The organism is Verrucomicrobiota bacterium, assembly GCA_019247695.1.
Classification (GTDB): domain Bacteria; phylum Verrucomicrobiota; class Verrucomicrobiia; order Chthoniobacterales; family JAFAMB01; genus JAFBAP01.
The window spans coordinates 1-17,912 of sequence record JAFBAP010000006.1; the positions used below are offsets into that span (position 1 = coordinate 1).

At 60.0% G+C, this 17,912-nt stretch carries 14 protein-coding genes; 7 read left to right on the plus strand and 7 right to left on the minus strand.

Annotated elements, in window-relative coordinates:
* Positions 1-866 precede the first annotated feature (866 nt).
* The 4 genes from JO015_00575 to JO015_00590 form a co-directional block, all read right to left on the minus strand.
* Complete coding sequence (locus JO015_00575; GenBank protein ID MBV9997586.1) at positions 867-1,109, minus strand: hypothetical protein; 243 nt, start codon at positions 1,107-1,109, stop codon at positions 867-869.
* Between the two features lie 131 nt (positions 1,110-1,240).
* Entirely contained in the window at positions 1,241-1,537 is a 297-nt protein-coding gene (locus tag JO015_00580) for a hypothetical protein (GenBank protein MBV9997587.1), read from the minus strand.
* Positions 1,534-2,103 carry an RNA polymerase sigma factor gene (locus JO015_00585; protein MBV9997588.1) on the minus strand — a complete coding sequence of 190 codons (570 nt, stop codon included), beginning with the start codon at positions 2,101-2,103 and terminating at the stop codon, positions 1,534-1,536. The genes JO015_00580 and JO015_00585 overlap by 4 nt, the downstream gene beginning before the upstream one ends.
* A gap of 164 nt (positions 2,104-2,267) precedes the next feature.
* Complete coding sequence (locus tag JO015_00590) at positions 2,268-2,417, minus strand: DUF1328 domain-containing protein (protein MBV9997589.1); 150 nt, start codon at positions 2,415-2,417, stop codon at positions 2,268-2,270.
* A gap of 473 nt (positions 2,418-2,890) precedes the next feature.
* Between JO015_00590 and JO015_00595 the strand changes: the two genes are divergently transcribed.
* From JO015_00595 to JO015_00625, 7 genes are all read left to right on the plus strand, one after another.
* A complete protein-coding gene (locus tag JO015_00595) occupies positions 2,891-4,930 on the plus strand; it encodes a thioredoxin family protein (GenBank protein ID MBV9997590.1) in 2,040 nt (679 codons plus the stop codon).
* A 40-nt stretch (positions 4,931-4,970) separates the two neighbouring features.
* Positions 4,971-5,588, plus strand: a complete 618-nt coding sequence (locus tag JO015_00600; protein ID MBV9997591.1) for a thioredoxin family protein — start codon at positions 4,971-4,973, stop codon at positions 5,586-5,588.
* Between the two features lie 20 nt (positions 5,589-5,608).
* A complete protein-coding gene (locus JO015_00605) occupies positions 5,609-6,235 on the plus strand; it encodes a hypothetical protein (GenBank protein MBV9997592.1) in 627 nt (208 codons plus the stop codon).
* Between the two features lie 158 nt (positions 6,236-6,393).
* Positions 6,394-8,409 carry an ATP-dependent zinc metalloprotease FtsH gene (ftsH, locus tag JO015_00610; protein ID MBV9997593.1) on the plus strand — a complete coding sequence of 672 codons (2,016 nt, stop codon included), beginning with the start codon at positions 6,394-6,396 and terminating at the stop codon, positions 8,407-8,409.
* A 371-nt stretch (positions 8,410-8,780) separates the two neighbouring features.
* Positions 8,781-9,821, plus strand: coding sequence for a type I glyceraldehyde-3-phosphate dehydrogenase (gap, locus tag JO015_00615; protein ID MBV9997594.1), 1,041 nt, complete (start codon positions 8,781-8,783; stop codon positions 9,819-9,821).
* A gap of 18 nt (positions 9,822-9,839) precedes the next feature.
* The gene (locus JO015_00620) at positions 9,840-11,048 is read left to right on the plus strand and encodes a phosphoglycerate kinase (GenBank protein MBV9997595.1); all 1,209 of its coding nucleotides are present in this window, start codon (positions 9,840-9,842) and stop codon (positions 11,046-11,048) included.
* Positions 11,049-11,054: 6 nt separating this feature from the next.
* Complete coding sequence (locus tag JO015_00625; protein ID MBV9997596.1) at positions 11,055-11,828, plus strand: triose-phosphate isomerase; 774 nt, start codon at positions 11,055-11,057, stop codon at positions 11,826-11,828.
* A gap of 318 nt (positions 11,829-12,146) precedes the next feature.
* Here JO015_00625 and JO015_00630 read toward each other — a convergent pair whose 3' ends face one another.
* From JO015_00630 to JO015_00640, 3 genes are all read right to left on the minus strand, one after another.
* Positions 12,147-13,508 carry an efflux RND transporter periplasmic adaptor subunit gene (locus JO015_00630; GenBank protein ID MBV9997597.1) on the minus strand — a complete coding sequence of 454 codons (1,362 nt, stop codon included), beginning with the start codon at positions 13,506-13,508 and terminating at the stop codon, positions 12,147-12,149.
* Between the two features lie 25 nt (positions 13,509-13,533).
* Positions 13,534-16,797: an efflux RND transporter permease subunit gene (locus tag JO015_00635; GenBank protein ID MBV9997598.1), complete on the minus strand. Its 3,264-nt coding sequence runs from the start codon at positions 16,795-16,797 to the stop codon at positions 13,534-13,536.
* A 381-nt stretch (positions 16,798-17,178) separates the two neighbouring features.
* The gene (locus tag JO015_00640) at positions 17,179-17,796 is read right to left on the minus strand and encodes a hypothetical protein (protein MBV9997599.1); all 618 of its coding nucleotides are present in this window, start codon (positions 17,794-17,796) and stop codon (positions 17,179-17,181) included.
* Positions 17,797-17,912 lie beyond the last annotated feature (116 nt).

Sequence of the window (17,912 nt, forward strand, 5' to 3'; positions counted from 1 at the left end):
CCCGAAGGGCCAAGAGAACATAGCCCAGCGTTTACCCCTCGACCTGACCCGCAATTCTGCCACCGTCAAGCAAGACCCGGCACGCGCCACGCATCCGCGCGTCTCTCTATACCATTCCGCCGGCAATGGAGCTAAAATCTTGTCTTCTTTCCAGGCCCCTGCCGGTTTTATACCTATCATACCGTATAAATGGTCTAAACACGACGGGCGGGGAGACGGTTTGATGGCCTGAAGGGCCAAAGGAACATAGCCCAGGGTTTCACCCTGGGAACGGGTTCCTCCCCCGATCGAGCCCTCCTAAGGCGTCACGCCCGTACGCCCACCTTGACAAACGCCCGCCCCGCCGGGTTGGATTTGCTGAAGGGGCGGTAGAAAGCGTTGCCGTCGGGTTCTGCCGCCCCTTCAGGGCTGGATCGTGATTTGACGGTTACCCAGGGTAAACCCTGGGCTAAGTTCTCTTGGCCCTTCGGGCCGAAAGACGGTCACGGCTATCCCCGCGCTGCCCTCAAACAATGTGGGTAAAGCTCAGGGGTAAACCCTGGGCTATGTTCCCTTGGCCTTTCGGGCCGTAAGGCGGTCAGGGCTGTCCCCGCGCCGCCCTCAAACAACGTGGGTAAAGCTCAGGGATTCACCCTGGGCTAAGGTCTTCCGGCCCGTTGGGCCTAAGGCCGTCTCAACCCGCCACGGAGCATCCTCTGGCGCGGACACCCCCCTTAGCCGGCATTCTACCGGGATAACTCTCTGATCTACCGGGATAACTCTCTGAATGAATGTATCAGCCCAGGATTCACCGACAGCCATTTGATTAAGGCGCGCCACACCGGGCGTTGCTTTTGTGCCGGGACGAAGGCACTAAAAAGCTCGGATTACGGGAGGTGCTTGGCAATCCAGTTCAGGACGCGGGCACGACGCCTGGCCCGAAACTGTTCCATGCGGAGCCGTTGCTCGGGTTCGAGTTGACCGGCGATGCGGGCGAGGGCGGCGTCGATGTTAAGGTCGCTGTCGATCAGCGCCTGGCGACGCGCGTCTTTGGCTTTTCGGATCGCTTCCTCAATTTCGGGGCGAAATGCTGAGACCTGGGCCGGCGTCAGGTTAACCGCCGCTTGCATCTGGGCAATAAGTCGCGTCTCCCGAGTGTGACCTGATCGCCCGCCGATCCCGCGGCCCGGACCCATAAGGCTGAAAGTAAGGACCGATCCGCAAAGCCCGCCGATGACGAAAAGGGCAGCTAACGCGACGCTCAGTCTCCAGTAAACTCCCATACTGAGCCTGAACTGGCCACATCGCCGACGTAACTCGCGTCGTCAGAGGACGTTAGCGCATCGAGATTAAAGCCGACGACCGTCGCCAGGACGATCAACGCGGTCGCCACCGAAGCCAGCGAGGTCCGAGCCATGGCTCGCTCCTCGAGCAGACGGCGTTGGTGTTTCTGCCAAACCGACGCCGCAAAGCCGGGCGGTGCAGACCCTTCAGGCGACTGCCTGACAGTCGCATCACGCGCCCTGGCAAACCAAGCATCTAAATTCGCGTCGTTCATTTTTCCACTCGTTGAATCGCGGCCAGCAATTTCTGCCGCGCTCTGAAAGCCGTCACCTTGACTTTCGACGTTTTCCAACCGGTTAAGTTACCAATTTCCGCGACCGATTTCTCTTCTAAATACATCAACTGGATTACCAATCTCTCGTCAGGCTTCAGCGTGGCCATCAGCCGAAACAGCAGTTCGCGCACTTCTTCGGGCGAACGCTCCGGCGGCAGGGTGGCACCCTCGCGCAAATTGCTCAGTGCGGCTTGCTGCTCTTCGGTGAAGTCCGACCATCGATATTCAGGCCGATTCTTTTGCTTGCGCAAGTGATCGATACACGTGTTTACCGCGATCCGCGACACCCAGTGTTCGAACGGAACGTCCGAACGGAACTGATGAACCTTTGAAAAGATTTTCAGGAAAACCTCCTGGCACAGGTCTTCCTCCGCTTCCCGCCGGGGGAGATGGTTCCGGACGATTTTGAGTACCAGAGGGTAAAGCTGGGTGACCAACGACTGGGCCGCCGATTGCTCTCCCTGCCGGATGCGGCTGAGCAGGTCAGGGAGGTTCTCGTCGTGCATGTGGTCAGCTGAAACGCAACGGAGGTGCGGCGAGACGATCGCAGGCATTCATGTTTTCAGGGCCCCACAGGTCGACGCAGGATGGGCACGAGCGCCGGCCGCAGCCAGGTTTGGTGGTTTGCCTGAGCCTCGGCGTTGCTCGCCGTAGCTGCAGGGTGCCGGACTTATGGAAACAGCGTATGAACCAGAAGCAAGATCAGAAAGAGCACGCACAGGCTTTGAACCACCCAACGCACCCGCACGCGTGCGTCGGAAAAGCTCACCACCACCTCTACGAGGACCAAAATCAAGCAGGTCAGCACCCAGGTCAGCATGCCATCGGACTCTTTGACCTGCTAGAACCATGCCAAGTATGGCACCAACCGAGTTACCGAGGACAGCCGGCGAAGGACAACGACCGCGCCGGGGTGCAGGCCCGGCGTGCGAAATGCATCCTGCATGGCTCAACGGACAGGTTGCAATCTCGAAGGGTCGGGTCGGGCTCTGCGTCGGCATGGCACGCCTTGAGTACTCGTAACCGGGTAGTTTCCTGCCGTGGTTGGAGCCGTGCAACCCGGCCTGGACCGGGCCGGTTGCCTGAATCGGAGATACGGTGGATAAGTGGGATGTGGACGCGGCATGGAAGAAATTCTGCCGGGATGCCTCATATAGAATACGCGCGGTTCGCAAAAAAATTCTGACCGGCGGCGTATCGTGAGGGTTTGCGGAACGTATTTTTGACAAGCGGTATATTCGGATGGTTTGCACAATCAAGTTACCGGCACCAGCGGCATGCTGGCGGGCATTGATGGTCCTGGTTGCAGGCTGGTCGCTGGCAGCCTCTGCTCAGGTTCAGGACGGGCGTGAGCTCGTCAAAGCTTCTTTGATCGCCGACCAGAGCGCCATTCGGCCGGGGCAGACTTTTCGGATCGGCGTGTATTACCAGATGGCGCCCGGCTGGCACATCTATTGGAAGTACCCCGGCGATGCCGGGGTGCCGGCGAAGATTGACTGGAAACTGCCGCCCGGCTTTGAGGTGAGCGCCCTGCGCTGGCCGGTGCCCGTGCGCGATAAGGAACCCGGGGACCTCGAGGTTTTCACTTACCCGGGGGAGGTGCTTCTGTACGCTGACGTGAAGGTGCCGGCGCAGCTCCCGCCGGGGCCGGTACAGATCGGCGCCCATTCGGAGTGGCTGGTCTGCGAGCGCTTGTGCGTTCCCGGCAGCGCGGAGCTGAACTTGAGTTTGCCGCAAGGCAATGGAGGCGCGGTCCCGGCACAGCCGCTTTTCGAGCGTTTTGCCGGACGCACGCCCGGGCCGTTGCCCCCCGACCTAAATGTCCGGTTTACCCGGGACGGTAAGCAGTTGCGAGTGACCGCTGAAGGGGTGCCGGCGGGGGAACCGGTTGAGTTCTATCCCGTGCCTCCGGCGGGCGTTGAGTTGGGGCATGGGGTGGCTACCGGTAGCACGGTGGCATTCGAGGTGGTCAGCGAACCGCAACCCATCCAGCAGGTTCCGGGGCTCCTGTTGACGGGTTCGGGGGCGTCTCAACGGGCGTACGATGTCGACGGACAAGGCCGGCCAGGCGTCGTCGCACCGGGCCCGGCGCCCGCACCTCCCCAGAAAGACGCCGGCGCCGGCTGGAGCGGGCTCTTGCAGGCCCTCGGCCTCGCGTTCCTGGGCGGGCTTATCCTCAACGTCATGCCGTGCGTGCTTCCGGTGATTTCGCTCAAAATCTTCGGGTTCATTTCCGAAGCCGGGGAGGAGCCCAGGAAGATTATGCGTTTGGCCTTGGCCTTCGTGGCTGGGGTGTTGGGGTGCTTTCTGGCGTTAGCGATTGCAGTCTGCGGTTTAAGGGCGGCCGGAGGTCAGATTGGCTGGGGTTTTCAATTTCAGGATTACCGGTTTGTTTTTGTGTTATCGCTGCTTGTGTTCGCCTTTGCGCTGAGTCTGTTTGGCGTATTCGAATTCAGCGTCTCGGCGCGGGCAACCGGAAAACTGGCTCACCTGGCGAGCGGCGAGGGGTACGGCAGCGCCTTTTTTCAGGGAGTATTTGCCACGGTCCTGGCCACCCCATGCACCGCGCCGTTCCTCGGTACCGCATCCGCCTTTGCCTTTGCCCAGCCCGCGCCGGTTACGACCCTGATTTTTCTGGCCATCGGTGCCGGTCTGGCGGCGCCATACTTGTTGCTGGCGTGCAATCCCCGCTGGCTGCAATTTCTGCCCAGACCCGGCGTCTGGATGCTGAAGGTTAAGCAATTTTTCGGGTTCCTGCTGCTGGCGACGTTGCTCTGGCTCATCTGGATCGCCGGGCAGCTCCATGGGGTCGAGGGCATTGTCAGCTTGTCTGCGGCCTTGCTGGTCCTGGCGGTGCTGGCCTGGATCAAAGGCTCATTCTGGACGCCGGTGGCGTCGCGGGTCTCCAAGGCTTTCGCCGGGGCAGCCATGCTGGTGACTTTGGTTTTCGCTCTCTCCGCGTACCGGATGGTGACCACGCCGAGCCGGCTTGCCTGGGGAGAATTCAGCCCGCAAAGCCTGGATGTAGCGCTGGCCAGCGGGCGGCCGGTCTTTGTGGATTTCACCGCCGATTGGTGCCTCACGTGCAAAGCGAATGAACGGTTTGCAATCGACACACCGGCCGTCCGGAACGCGTTCAGCCGTAAAAACGTCGTTACCCTGCGGGCGGACTGGACCCACGGGGACGAGGCGATTACGGCGTTACTCCGGCAACACGGTCGCGCGGGTGTGCCGATGTACCTTTATTACCCTGGCGGCCGGGAACGTGCCCCGGTGGTGCTGCCCGAGTTGATCAGTACGCAGACGGTTCTGGACGCGCTGCAGAAAGGTTAACCTGCTCAGTCATTCACCCTTAAACCTACGCTGAAACCCTATGAAAAAAATGTATTCCACTCTCGTTACCCTTGTTGCCTCGCTGGCGCTGGCCCCCTTGGCCCGCGCTGAGGTTCAAGTCGGATCGCCTGCGCCGGATTTTTCGCTGACTGACACTCACGGCCGGGGCTACCGGCTGTCCGACTATCGGGGCAAGATCGTCGTCCTGGAATGGTACAATCCTGATTGTCCGTTTGTCGGCAAGCACTACCGCTCGGGCAACATGCAGGAATTGCAAAAGGAGTACACCGCCAAGGGCGTGATCTGGCTGACGGTTGATTCCTCGGCCCCTGGCGAACAGGGCAACTACCCGGCCGAGACCCTGAACCAAATCTCCAATAAAGTCGGCGCAATCCGGACCGCGCTGCTGTTGGACCCGGACGGGAAGGTCGGCCATTTGTACGACGCCAAGACGACGCCGGACATGTACATCATCGATTCAAAAGGTTCCCTGGTTTACCGAGGTGCAATCGACAACAAGAGCAACACCAACGAGGCAGACATCAAGACGGCGACCAATTACGTCAGGCAGGCGCTTGACGCGGTCATGGCGGGTAAGCCGGTGCCGGTTTCGGCGACGCGGCCCTACGGCTGCACGGTGAAATACGCGGGCCGCTGAAGCGGTGCAGGCAGGAGGGTATGGGGGTTCGAGCTCAGGAAGTCCATGGGGTCACGCCGGTACTTTTCGCCTGGCAGGCTTATGATCCTGCTGCCAAGGTGGATCTGACGAGCGTGGCTCACCTGGTTGACGGCCGGTTGGTGCTGGTGGACCCGGTGGAGCTTACGGACGAGGCCGAGGCGGAGCTGGTTTCAGCAGGCGACCCGGTGGCCATTGTCCTCACCAACGGCAACCACGAGCGGGCAGGCGTTCGCCTGGCCGCTTCCTGGCAGGTTCCCGTACTCTGCCACAGGGCCGCGGCTGCGGAGACCGGCATTGCGGCTGACGCATACGTCGATGACGGCCAGGAACTTCTGGGCGGGCTCACGGTTATCACCCTGCCGGGCGGCGGCCCGGGAGAACTGGCGTTGTACCATGCCGGGAGTCAGGCGTTGAGCTTCGGTGATCTGGTGATCAATCTTCCGGGGTACGAGTTTAGCCTGCTGCCTGACAAATACTGCGCTGACCCGCGACAAGCGCGTGCGTCGCTGCGGAAGCTGCAAGGGTTATCGGTGAGCCGGGTGACCTTTGCGCATGGATGGCCTGTGGTGACCGGCGCCGGGGAGCGCCTCACCCGTCTGATTCAGAAATCTTCGAATGAGCCGTAATCATTGGAATTGAGCGACGCGGTCGTCGCCATTTTCCTCGGAAATTTTGCCGGTCGCAGCTGTTAAATCTCAACAAGCCATGCATTCGATGCTCACGTACCAGAGACCCGGCTTTGCAGTCCGGGGTCAATGTGGTAGGCTGTCCCGTCCCTAAGTATATGGCACAACCAGATCCCAGGTCTTCCAAGGACCGAAATACGCGGAATTTTGGAAACGACAACAACTTTAATTGGCGCGGTTTGCTCCTGTTTGCGTGTGCCATTGCGTTGTTGGGCGGCTTTTTATTTTCACGAAACGGGAACTACGGGAATGTCGAAGAACTTCCGTACACCACCTTTGAACGTTATCTGCAGGAAAACCGGATCAGTCACGATGAACCGCTGCAGTTGATCGTCACCGAAGGGCGGAGTACGCAGGTGTTGCGCGGTGCTTACGACCGGAGCCGCAAACCGGCGGGCGTCAACGGTGCGGATCATTTCAAAACCACGATCTTCATTGAATACAACAAAGACCTGAAGTCAGAGCTTGAGAATAAGGGTTATCAGGTGGACATCCGGGCGGATTCAGACGTGATGGTCTCGGCCATTCTGCAGTTTGCACCGATCGCGATCTTCTTCCTGATCCTTTATCTCTTTTTCCGGCAGCAGATTCGCAATGCCGGGAAAGGTGCGCTGAGTTTCGGCAAGAGCAAAGCGCGCATGCTGGCGCGTGACCGGAACCGGGTCACTTTCAAGGACGTGGCCGGGGTTGAAGAAGCCAAAGAGGAGGTTCAGGAAATCGTTGATTTCCTCAAGGACCCGAAAAAGTTTCAGAAGCTCGGCGGCCGCATACCTAAAGGTGTTTTGATGGTCGGCCCGCCGGGGACGGGAAAGACACTGCTGGCCCGGGCGATCGCCGGTGAAGCGGATGTGCCGTTTTTCAGCATCAGCGGCTCGGATTTCGTGGAGATGTTTGTCGGCGTGGGTGCCTCCCGGGTCCGCGACATGTTCGAGCAGGGCAAGAAATCGGCGCCCTGCATCATATTCATCGACGAAATTGACGCTGTCGGACGCCACCGCGGCCACGGTCTGGGCGGCGGTCATGACGAACGTGAACAGACGTTGAACGCGCTGCTGGTCGAGATGGACGGGTTCGATACGCAGGAAGGCGTGATCATCATTGCCGCGACGAACCGTCCGGACGTCCTGGATCCGGCATTACTGCGGCCGGGGCGGTTTGATCGCCAGATCACGGTGAATCTGCCGGACGTGAAAGGCCGTGAAGAGATTTTGCGGGTCCACTCCAAGCGGGTGAAACTTGCCGAGGGCGTTGATCTGGCGGTAGTGGCCCGGGGTACCCCGGGTTACTCGGGCGCCGAGTTGGCCAACGTCATCAATGAGGCGGCTTTGCTCGCTGCGCGCCGCGGCTTGAAAGCCATCACGATGGCTGAGTTGGAAGAGGCTCGGGACAAGGTCCGGTGGGGCAAGGAACGGCGCAGCCTGGCCATCAGTGAAAAGGAGAAGGAAAACACGGCGTACCACGAGGCCGGCCACGCGCTCCTGTGCGAGGTGCTCGAATACACCGATCCGCTTCACAAGGTGACGATCATTCCTCGGGGCCCATCGCTGGGGTCGACCATGTACCTGCCGACCGAGGACAAGTATACAAATCGCAAAAACGAGTTGCTCGATCGACTGGTCGTCATCATGGGCGGCCGCGTGGCGGAAGAGATTGTGTTCGGTGATGTGACCAACGGTGCCTCGGGCGATATCCGGATGGCTACCGGCATTGCGCGCAAGATGGTCTGTGAGTGGGGCATGAGCGAGCGTCTTGGGATGGTCGAGTATGGAGAACACGAGGATTACGTGTTCCTGGGCCGGGATATCTCGCGCTCTCGGGCCTACAGCGAGGCGACCGCGCAGGAAATCGACCGCGAGGTCAAGCGGCTCTGCGACGACTCTTACCAGCGAGCGATGAAGATCATTACGCAGCGTAAGGACACGTTGATCGCGATTGCCAAGGCGTTGCTGGAGTACGAAACGCTCGATGGGAATCAGATCCGCGAGATCATCAACAATGGGCGGCTGCTGAACCCGCCGCCGCCGATTTCTCAAAACCGCCGCGGGCTGCGTTCTGAGGAAAATGACCGTCCTGAGCCGGAAGGGCTTGGCGGCCTGACCGAGGCACCGGTTTAGACCGCCACGTTTTCTTCAGCGCTCTTGATTCAAGGGGCGACCGGGTGTTTCCCGGTCGCCCCTTCTTTTTCGAATGCCGCAAATGCCACGAGTGAAAAAGTGCCACAAACGGAAGCGCACCCGATTTGCGACGTTCCTTTCCGAGTCCACAGGGTCGCAAGGGATGAAAATCAAGGTAGGATGCCGGCTTAGTAATGGCATTCTGCACTTTCGCGCTTCATGACCTTGGACGATGTGTAGAGCTGAAGAACGCGAGTAACGCCTCCAATGAGGAACTCCCTTTGGTTCGCGGCGTTTTTTCACTCACGGCTTTTGTGGCATTCCCTTAGCACGTTGACGCCGTACGTGCTTCGCGTTTACGGTCAGCCAAGATGACGAGAATTGGAATCAACGGATTTGGGCGGATTGGGCGTTTGGTGTTCCGAGCAATCGTGGAGCAAGGCCTGTTAGGGAATCAGATCGATGTGGTGGCAGTTAACGACCTCGTGCCGGCAGACAACCTTGCTTATCTTCTGAAATACGATTCTACGCAGGGACGATTTCAGGGAGATGTGGTCAGTGAGAAGTCGAGCCCTGACCTTGCCGAAGATGACACTTTAGTCGTGAACGGGCAGCGAGTCCGTTGTCTCGCGGTGAAAGAAGGTCCGGCGGCCCTCCCGTGGGGTAAGTTGGGGTGTGAAGTCGTCATTGAGTCGACGGGCCTGTTTACGGCCGCCGAAAAGGCGAAAGGGCACCTGGACGCCGGGGCCAAGAAAGTCATCATTTCGGCGCCGGCGAAAGGGGAGGACATCACGATCTGCATGGGCGTGAACCACGAAAAGTACGAGGCGGGTAAACACCACATCCTTTCTAACGCCAGTTGCACGACGAACTGCCTGGCGCCGATCGTGTACGTACTTCTGAAGGAGGGTTTCGGCATTGAGGAAGGCTTGATGACGACCGTTCACAGCTATACGGCCACTCAGAAGACGGTTGACGGACCTTCGCGGAAGGACTGGAAAGGTGGACGGGCCGCAGCCATCAATATAATTCCCTCGACGACCGGTGCGGCCAAAGCGGTTGCGCTGGTGTGCCCGGAAGTCAAAGGCAAGCTTACCGGGATGTCGTTCCGCGTGCCGACCCCGACGGTATCGGTGGTTGATCTCACCGTGCGAACCGCGAAGGAGACCAGCTACAAAGAGATTTCCGCAAAAATGGAGGCGGCAAGCAAAACCTACCTGGATGGCATCCTGGGCTACACGTCCGACGAGGTGGTTTCGACCGACTTTGTGCATTCCAAGCACTCGAGCATTTTCGACGCGGGCTCAGGCATCGAGTTGAACAGCCGGTTTTTCAAGTTGATCAGCTGGTATGACAATGAGTGGGGGTACTCAAATCGCTGCGTAGATCTGCTTAAGCACATCATCTCCTAAGGCCGGAGCGAGACGATCATGGCTAAACTATCGGTTCGCGACCTCGACGTTCGGGGGCGGCGGGTGCTGATGCGGGTGGATTTTAATGTGCCGGTTGACGAGGTTGACGGCCGGACCCGGATCACCGATGACACTCGCATTCAGGAAAGTCTGCCGACGATCCGCTTGCTCCAGGAAAAAGGGGCCAAAGTCATCCTGCTCGCGCATTTCGGGCGTCCGAAGGGGCAGCCGAACCCGAAATACTCGCTTCGTCCGGTTGCAGAGCACCTTCGGACGTTGCTCGGTGGCTCGGTTGAATTCTCGCCTGAATTGATTGGTGAGAAGGCCGAAGCGGCTACCCGGGCGGTGCCGGAGCGCGGCGTCCTTCTGATGGAAAACGTTCGTTTTTACAAGGAAGAAGAAAAGAACGATGAGAAGTTTGCCGAGGCGCTGGCTCGCCTGGGTGAGGTTTATGTGAATGACGCGTTCGGAGCGGCGCATCGCGCGCACGCCAGCACGGCCGGGGTGGCCAGATTCATGCCTCAGGCGGCGATGGGACTCCTGATGGAGCGGGAACTCAAATACCTGCAGGAGGAACTGGCTGACCCGAAACGCCCCTTCCTCGTGATTTTGGGGGGCTCAAAAGTGTCCGACAAAATCGGCGTTATCCATGCGCTGATGGAGAAGGCGAACGTTTTTCTGATCGGCGGAGCCATGGCTTATACCTTCTACCGAGCCCTTGGAATTCCGACCGGAGCCAGCCGGGTGGAAGAAGACAAGGTAGACCTGGCTCGGGAGTTACTGGATCGGGCCAGGGCCAAAACGATCAAGTTTCTTATACCGTCAGATAACGTCGAGGCCGCCGAGTTTAAAGCTGGCGCCCCTACGCGGAACACGCCCCGGGTATCGGCTTCTCAGGGAATTTCGGATGGCTGGATGGGTGTCGACATCGGGCGCGAGACGGTCGCGGAGTATAAGGCGGAAATCGCCAACGCAAAGACGATCCTGTGGAATGGTCCGGTCGGCGTGTTTGAGATACCGGACTTTGCGGCGGGAACCCGAGCGGTCGCAGAAGCGGTGGCATCGGCAGATGCCACGACGATCATCGGCGGAGGGGATTCGGTCACGGCCGTCAAACAGTTCGGGCTCGCGGACCGGATGACGTTCATCTCCACCGGCGGCGGCGCATCACTCGAGTTGCTGGAAGGCAAAGAACTGCCCGGCGTTGCGGCGCTTACCGACAAATGAACGGGCATGCGTAAGAAAATCCTGGCAGCCAACTGGAAGATGAACCTCACGAACGGTGAGGCTTCAGATTATGTGCAGGTTCTGATCAAGGAACTCGGCGAAGTAAACGATGTCGAGGTGGTTTTGGTACCTCCGTTTACGGCGATTCCCGCCCTGGCGGCACTTTCCGAGCGGGCGCCGTTTATCCGGCTCGGCGCCCAGAACCTGCACTGGGAAAAGAGCGGCGCCTTCACGGGCGAGATCAGCGCAGGCATGCTGCGCGCTTTGTACGTCAAATACGTAGTGGTAGGGCACAGCGAGCGCCGTCGGCTCTTCGGTGAGTCAGACGCAGTAATCAACCGCAAAGTCCGGGCTGCCTTGGAGACGGGGCTCAGGCCGATCCTTTGCATGGGCGAAAGTCTGCAGCAGCGCGAGAACGACGAGGTTGATAAAGTACTCGAGTACCAGCTCCGGGAAGGGTTACGATCGGTCAGCTCCAAGGAGTTGCCTGAAGTGGTGATTGCCTACGAACCGGTCTGGGCCATCGGCACAGGACGGACGGCGACCTCGGACCAGGCACAGGCGGCGCATGCCTTTGCCCGGAAGGTCCTGGCTTCGTTGAGCGATCAGGCAACGGCGGAACGGGTCCGTATTCAATATGGCGGGAGCGTGAAACCGGAAAATACTGAGGACCTGATGCTTAAACCCGACATAGACGGCGCATTGGTGGGCGGCGCAAGCCTGGATCCGCGCTCTTTCGCGCAGATCATCCGCAAAGCGGAAGCGGCGCTGGCTGCCTGACTCGACTCGGTCCCGGCGAGAGCGGGTTCTGCCGCCCCTTCAGCGAATCCAACCCGGCGGGGCGGGCGTTTGTTAGGGAGGGCGTACAGGCGTGACGCCTTAGGAGGGCTGAAAGCGGCCCGGTGGGCCGGAGCAAGCAAGGCTACCAGCCACCAGCTCTGGCCGTCTCTTCTGCGCAAGGCGCGGCTCAACCGGCTTGAAAACCGATGTAAGATCGGCACCCCCTGCAGGGCAAAGACTGCCATACCGGGAGGGCAGCAAAGGTTTGTTCAATGCGACGACCAAGCGAAGTCGCCCGAAGATTACTCATCATCAAGGCTAGGCATTACCGGCAGCCTTATGATCAGGCCCTTGCGGAGCCGCCCCTTTATGGTCCGGTCCTTGCGGCGCGTTGATCTCGACCTTCATGCCGTCGCTGATCCCGTCACCGGGCGTCACCACGATACGATCCTTCGGGCCGATGCCTTCAAGTTCCAGTTTGTTCCCCAGGTCGCGCCGGACGGTCACCTTACGGATCTGCACTTTGTTATCCGGCCCGACCACGGCTACCGCCGCTCCCTCCGCCCGGAACAACAGCGCGGTCGCGGGCACCACCAAGGCGTTCGGCGTTCCCGCCGTCTGCAGGCGCACCATCGCGTAGGCGCCCGGGAAGAGTTCGCCGGTCGGGTTCGGGATCTGAATCTCGGTCAGCAGCGTCCGGCTGTTCGGGTCGATGGCCCGGGCCGTGCTCACCACGTTACCGGGAAATGTCCGATTCGGGAAAGATCCAAACGTTAACTCTGCCTTGACGCCGTCATGGACATAGGGCGCCATGGCTTCGGGTACGTTCACATACACGCGCAGCGGATCATTCTTGGCCACCACAAACAGGGAACTGCCCGAACCGGAAACGATCAGCGCGCCGATATCGGTGTTGCGGGCAGTCACGATGCCGTCAAAGGGCGCCCGCAACAGTTTGAAGTTCTCGAGGGCTTGGAGGCTGCGCACGGCCGCCTCATCGGCCCCGACTGTGGCCTGCTTGACCCGGAAGTCGCCGGCCGCATTGTCGATGTCCTGCGCCGCGATGACGTGGCGTTTGAACAGGTCCTGGTCGCGCTCGTAGGTCACGCGGGACAGGTCCAGGGCGGCCTGGGCCTGGTTAAGGGTGGCGCGCGCCTGATCGAGTTGCTGGTCGACCTGCGGGGTTTCAATCTCGGCCAGCAGGTCGCCGGTCCTAACCCGGGCGCCGATGTCAAAGTACCACTTTTTGAGGTAGCCGTTGGTCTGGGCGTAAATGGGTGCCTGGGTGTAAGCCTGCGTCTGGCCCGGCAGGTCCAGCTGAATGGAAGCGGGGCCCTGTTCCGGGGTAACGACGTCGACCCGCGTTTCCGCTGCCTGGTTGGCCACTTCCTGCGTCTGGCGAGTCGTTGAAAGGCGCGACCAAATGCCCCAGGCCGCCAGGCCCGCGAGGAGTACGGCCATTACGAAGATGACGAGGCGGAATGGTCCCGCACGCATTTTTCGCGTCGGCTTTTCCGGGGGATCGCCCTGCTGATCGCCGCCGCGTTGGGGTGGCGGTTCCGGAGCGCTACCACCACCGTTGGGCGGCTGAACCTCCGGGGCCTCCGGAGCATCCCGATTCGCCGGAGGCTCGGGCTCGTGCGCGCCTCGTTTTTCGGACAGGGTCATGGTTTGGCTCATACTCGTAACTTAAGCGTAATGTTCTTTAGGATTTCGCCGGCGCCGCTTCAGGGGAGACCCGGGGAGCGTGGCCCGTCTTGCCCCTACGCACCAGCATGAAGACGGTGGGTACAAAGAAGAGGGTGGCAGCCGTCGCCAGCAGCAGGCCGCCGATGACGGCGCGACCGAGCGGGGCGTTCTGTTCACCGCCTTCACCAAGGCCGAGAGCCATCGGCACCATACCGATGATCATCGCGGCCGCCGTCATCAACACCGGCCGCAGGCGGGTGTACCCCGCCTGCAAGGCCGAACGATAGGAATCCTTGTACTCTTCCTGGCGTTCGTTGGCGAACGTGACCACAAGCACGCTGTTGGCGGTGGCCACGCCCATGCACATGATCGCCCCCATCAAGGCCGGCACGCTGATGGTCGTCCTGGTGAGAAAGAGCATCCAGACGATACCCGCCAAGGCGCAAGGAAGCGCGGTGATGATGATGAAGGGTTCAATCCAGGACTGGAAGTTCACCACCATCAGGAGGTAGACCAGCAGCATCGAGAACAGGAGCCCGAAATACAAGCCCTCGAACGAGCTGTGCATCGTCGCAACCTGCCCCCGCACCACCATGGTGCTGCCCTTCGGCAAGTCTTTCCGGGCAGACTCAACGATTTTGCTGATGTGATCGGCCACGAACCCGAGATCCTTACCGAAAGCGTTTCCGTAGATATTAATCACGGGGCGGATTTGGTAATGGTCGACCACCGGGCTGGTCTGGCTGCGTGTGATCGTGGCCACGTTGGCCAGAATCTGTAAAACGATGTTGTTGCCGCCGAGGATCGGCAGGTTGCGCAGTGCATCCAGCGAATCCATCGCGTACTGCGGAACTTGCGTATTGACCTGGTAACTCACGCCGTTTTTCGGGTCGACCCAGAAATTGGGTGAGACCTGCTGAGAACCGCTGAGGGCGCCCAGAACACTGTTGGTGACTTGGCTTTGCGTCATGCCGAGCAGCGCGGCCTTGCTCCGGTCGACGTCGATGTTCAATCGCGGAGCGTCAGCCGGCTCCTGGATTCGGAGGTCCACCACGCCGGGCACGTGACGGATCTGCTCCAGCAGCCCGTTGCCGAAAGCCAGATTCGCCGTCTTGTTGGTGCCGATGATCTGGATGTCAAACGGCGCCGGCAGACCAAAGTTCAGGATCTGAGCGACGATATCGGCCGGAGGGTACCAGAACGTCACCGAGGAAAAATCGCGCTGGAGCCGTCCGCGGATCAGCTGTGTGAACTTGTCCGTCGGTTCGTGTTTCGGGGCCAACGCCACCAGGATGTCCCCGTCGGCGGGACTCATGGTGCCGGTGGTGTTGTAGCTCAGGTTGATGCCGCTGTACGGGATGCCCAGGTTATCGATGATTCCCTGGAGCTGGTCGCCCGGGATGACCTGGCGGATCATTTTCTCAATGTCGTCGACGTGACGCGCCGTCTCTTCGATCCGCGTGCCCGACGGCATCCGCACATGCAGGTCAAAACGTCCGGCATCCACGGCCGGGAAAAAGTCTTCACCCAGGAAGGGGTAAAGACAAAAAGTGCCACCCACCAGAACGGCCACCAATCCTATCATCACCCACGCGTTACGAAGGCAAACTCCCAGAAGGTCGCGGTAACCTTCACGCAGCTTCTCAAACCCGCGTTCGAACCCGCGCTGGATGGCCCCGCAAAGCGATAGCACCGGCCGAAAAATGATACCCATCGCAGCGAGCCGGCCGAACCAGGACCGCTTCCGGGGCCGGTCCTTGTCCTTTTCCTGTTCTTCTTCCTTGTTCGCGCCTTTGGCGCCGTGGTCCGCGTGGCGCATGAGGTACATCGCAAGCGTCGGCACCAACGTTCGTGAGAGCACGTACGAAGCGAGCATCGCGAAGATTACCGCTTCAGCCAGCGGTATGAACAGGTACTTGGCGACGCCCGAAAGGAAGAAGACCGGCACGAACACGATGCAGATGCACAAGGTCGAGACGAACGCCGGTACGGCGATCTGGGCCGCACCTTCCCGGATCGCGTCCAGGATATCGTGCCCTTCCTCGAGGTAACGGTCGATATTTTCGATGGTGACCGTCGCATCGTCGACGAGAATACCGACCGCGAGTGCCAGGCCGCCCAGCGTCATGATGTTGAGCGTCTGGCCGAGGGCGCTCAGGGCGACGATGGATGTAAGGATGGAGAGGGGGATGGAGATAAGAATGATCAGGGTGCTGCGCCAATCCCCCAGGAACAGCAGGATCATCAATGCCGTCAACCCCGCCGCGATCGCGCCTTCCCGGAGCACGCCTTCCAACGCCGCGCTCACGAAGATCGACTGGTCCGACAGGAGTTGCACCGTGAGGTTCTCGGGCAGGGTCGCTTTCAGGGTCGGCAGGATCGACTTGATTCCGCCGACGATGTCCAGGGTGGAGGCGGTGCCGGTCTTCTGAATGTCAAGCATCGTCGCCCGCGAACCGTTGAAGCGGACGATGTTGGTCTGCGGAATGTTGCCGCTGTGAACAAAGGCCACGTCGCGCATGTAAATCGTGGCGCCGTTCACGACCTTCACGGGAAGCGCGTTCAGGGCCGCGATCGAGGTCGGACTCGAGTTGGTCCCGACCTGGTACTCATATTGCCCGATTTTGATGGTGCCCGACGGGAGGATGAGGTTCTGGGCATTCAAAGCGTTTACAACGTCGGAGGGCACCATGCCCCGTGCCTGGAGGGCTCGATAATCCAGGTCAATGGAGATGTACTTCATTTTCCCGCCATACGGGTAAGGGATGGCCGCGCCGGGAACGGTCACCAGCTGGGGACGAACGAAGTTAAGGGCGACGTCGTTAAGCTCCTGCTCGGAAAGGCCGTTCAGGCCGACGCGCAACACCGGAACATTTGAGGCGCTGTAACTGAGCACCAGCGGCGGCGTGATGCCTGACGGCAACTGCCTCAGGATCGCCTGCGACACCGACGTAACCTGCGCAACGCCACGGGGCACATTGGCGTCAGGTTGGAGAAAGACCTTTACAATCGCGATCCCGTAAAGCGACTGGGATTCGATGTGATCGATGTTGTCGACGGTGGTCGTCAGAACCCGCTCGTAAATCGACGTGATGTGCTGTTCGACGTCTTCCGGAGCCATTCCGGAGTAGTTCCAGATCACGGAGATCACCGGGATGTCGATCGTCGGGAAAATATCTTTCGGCGTCCGCATGGTAGCCAGGACCCCGGCGATCAAAATAAAGATGGCCAGAACGATAAACGTGTAAGGCCGGCGTAAGGCGAGGTTAACGATCCACATGGCAGGCTACGTTGGTGTTTAAAGCGGGTAGCAAATCGCGCGCCCGTTTCCCATTTGGCTGGAACAACGCTGCTGACGGTACGCCTGCAAAGGGCAATATGGAAGTGTACCGGTCGGTAAACTCGAAACTTTTTTTCCGGCCCGACAAAAATCGCAAAACGCAATTGCAAGCAGCGGCATGCGTCCTGCAGTCTGCATGACCATCATCACACGGTCACACGGCGGGCACAACGGGTCTGGCGGGCACAACGTAAGAGTTCACACGGTCACACGGCGGGCACGGCGGGTTTGGCGAGCACGACGTAAGAGTTCACACGGCGACCACGGCGGACAGAGCTCACAAGGCGAAAGGAACGAAGGTCTTACCCCGAACCCCGAACGCTACAGCCGTACGTGGTCTCCCTCGTCGTACTCTTTTTCGAACGTCTCGCCGTTTTCTTCGAAAGTCACTTTGAGCTTCTTGCCGTGGCCTTTGTAAGGATCAAAACCGAAGGTCTCGTTGGAAACCTCGAATTTAACGCCGTCGGCGGCGAGGCGCTGGACGGTCGCGGTCACGTCGACGTACCGGCCGTGGGTCCCATAGACGGCACGGACGACCCGGCGCCCGACCTCATAGCCTCCGTAAGGACGACCTTCCGGGCCCCGAATGATACGTCCTTGGTATACCCCACGGGGTTGCCGTTCGTAGTAGGTAGATTCCGGCATTCGGAACCGCAACGTCTGGTTCTCCTCGGCCCGCTCCGTGAACCGCTGGCCGCCGACGATGTACGTGACCGCGAGGTATTTCCTGCGGCCCGGCAATGGATCCCCACCGAACGTTTCATTGCTGACGTAAACCGCGCCGTCGCGATTGGCGAGTTCCTGCACCTGACTCGTTACGTCGACCCCGTAACCGCCACGGCCGTAAAAGGCCGACTGGACGAAAATATCCTGGCACATCCCGATGCCAGCCGTGACCATCCAGAACAAAACTGGACAGATAGGAAATGCGCGTCTCATAAGGGTTGCCACAGATGCTTCGACGCAGCGGCATCTTAATTTGATCAAGAATTGATTCACCGTTCAAACCCTCATTCCTTCCGCCGTGCTTCGCCGTGCCGCTGTGGCGCCGTGTG

Excerpts from the sequence above, each read along its gene's own strand:
- JO015_00630 (MBV9997597.1), bottom strand. The coding sequence starts at position 13,508 with ATGAGCCAAACCATGACCCTGTCCGAAAAACGAGGCGCGCACGAGCCC.
- JO015_00595 (MBV9997590.1), top strand. The coding sequence starts at position 2,891 with ATGGTCCTGGTTGCAGGCTGGTCGCTGGCAGCCTCTGCTCAGGTTCAG.
- JO015_00625 (MBV9997596.1), top strand. The coding sequence starts at position 11,055 with ATGCGTAAGAAAATCCTGGCAGCCAACTGGAAGATGAACCTCACGAAC.
- JO015_00580 (MBV9997587.1), bottom strand. The coding sequence starts at position 1,537 with ATGAACGACGCGAATTTAGATGCTTGGTTTGCCAGGGCGCGTGATGCG.
- JO015_00575 (MBV9997586.1), bottom strand. The coding sequence starts at position 1,109 with ATGCAAGCGGCGGTTAACCTGACGCCGGCCCAGGTCTCAGCATTTCGC.
- ftsH (MBV9997593.1), top strand. The coding sequence starts at position 6,394 with ATGGCACAACCAGATCCCAGGTCTTCCAAGGACCGAAATACGCGGAAT.
- JO015_00605 (MBV9997592.1), top strand. The coding sequence starts at position 5,609 with ATGGGGGTTCGAGCTCAGGAAGTCCATGGGGTCACGCCGGTACTTTTC.
- JO015_00585 (MBV9997588.1), bottom strand. The coding sequence starts at position 2,103 with ATGCACGACGAGAACCTCCCTGACCTGCTCAGCCGCATCCGGCAGGGA.
- JO015_00600 (MBV9997591.1), top strand. The coding sequence starts at position 4,971 with ATGAAAAAAATGTATTCCACTCTCGTTACCCTTGTTGCCTCGCTGGCG.
- JO015_00620 (MBV9997595.1), top strand. The coding sequence starts at position 9,840 with ATGGCTAAACTATCGGTTCGCGACCTCGACGTTCGGGGGCGGCGGGTG.
- JO015_00640 (MBV9997599.1), bottom strand. The coding sequence starts at position 17,796 with ATGAGACGCGCATTTCCTATCTGTCCAGTTTTGTTCTGGATGGTCACG.
- gap (MBV9997594.1), top strand. The coding sequence starts at position 8,781 with ATGACGAGAATTGGAATCAACGGATTTGGGCGGATTGGGCGTTTGGTG.
- JO015_00590 (MBV9997589.1), bottom strand. The coding sequence starts at position 2,417 with ATGCTGACCTGGGTGCTGACCTGCTTGATTTTGGTCCTCGTAGAGGTG.
- JO015_00635 (MBV9997598.1), bottom strand. The coding sequence starts at position 16,797 with ATGTGGATCGTTAACCTCGCCTTACGCCGGCCTTACACGTTTATCGTT.